This is a genomic window from Bradyrhizobium sp. LeoA1Lang (genome assembly GCF_055413685.1).
Genome location: NZ_JBVAPG010000522.1, coordinates 1 through 424 on the forward strand (window position 1 = coordinate 1; position 424 = coordinate 424).

Genomic DNA, 424 nt, shown 5'->3' on the forward strand with positions numbered 1-424 from the left:
TATGAGGCGCCGCAGGGCGAGATCGAGACCGCGCTGGCCAAGCTCTGGGCCGAGCTTCTGGGGCTGGAGCGGGTCGGACGCCACGACCACTTCTTCGCGCTGGGCGGCCACTCGCTCTTGGCGGTGCGGCTCTTGAGCCGGCTGTCGCAGGCTGTTGGCGTCGCACTGCCGCTGACGACGCTGTTCGCCAGACCGGTGCTGACCGATCTGGCGGGGAGCATTGTCGAGATATTGAGCCGCTCCGGTCCGCAAGAGCTGCCGGCCATTGTGGCAGCGTCGCGTGATGCGTCCCTTGTGCCCTCGTTTGCGCAGCAGCGGCTCTGGTTTTTGGCGCAGCTGGATGCGGGCAGCACGCACTATCACATCCCGCTGGGATGGCGGCTCAAGGGTGTGCTCGACCGCAGCGCCTGGCAGCGCAGCCTGG

Annotated in this window: 1 protein-coding gene; it reads left to right on the forward strand. The window is 67.9% G+C overall.

What is annotated here, in order from left to right:
* The coding region (locus tag ACZYOF_RS44380) for a phosphopantetheine-binding protein (RefSeq protein WP_463719672.1) at window positions 1–424 on the forward strand (424 nt) is incomplete at both ends.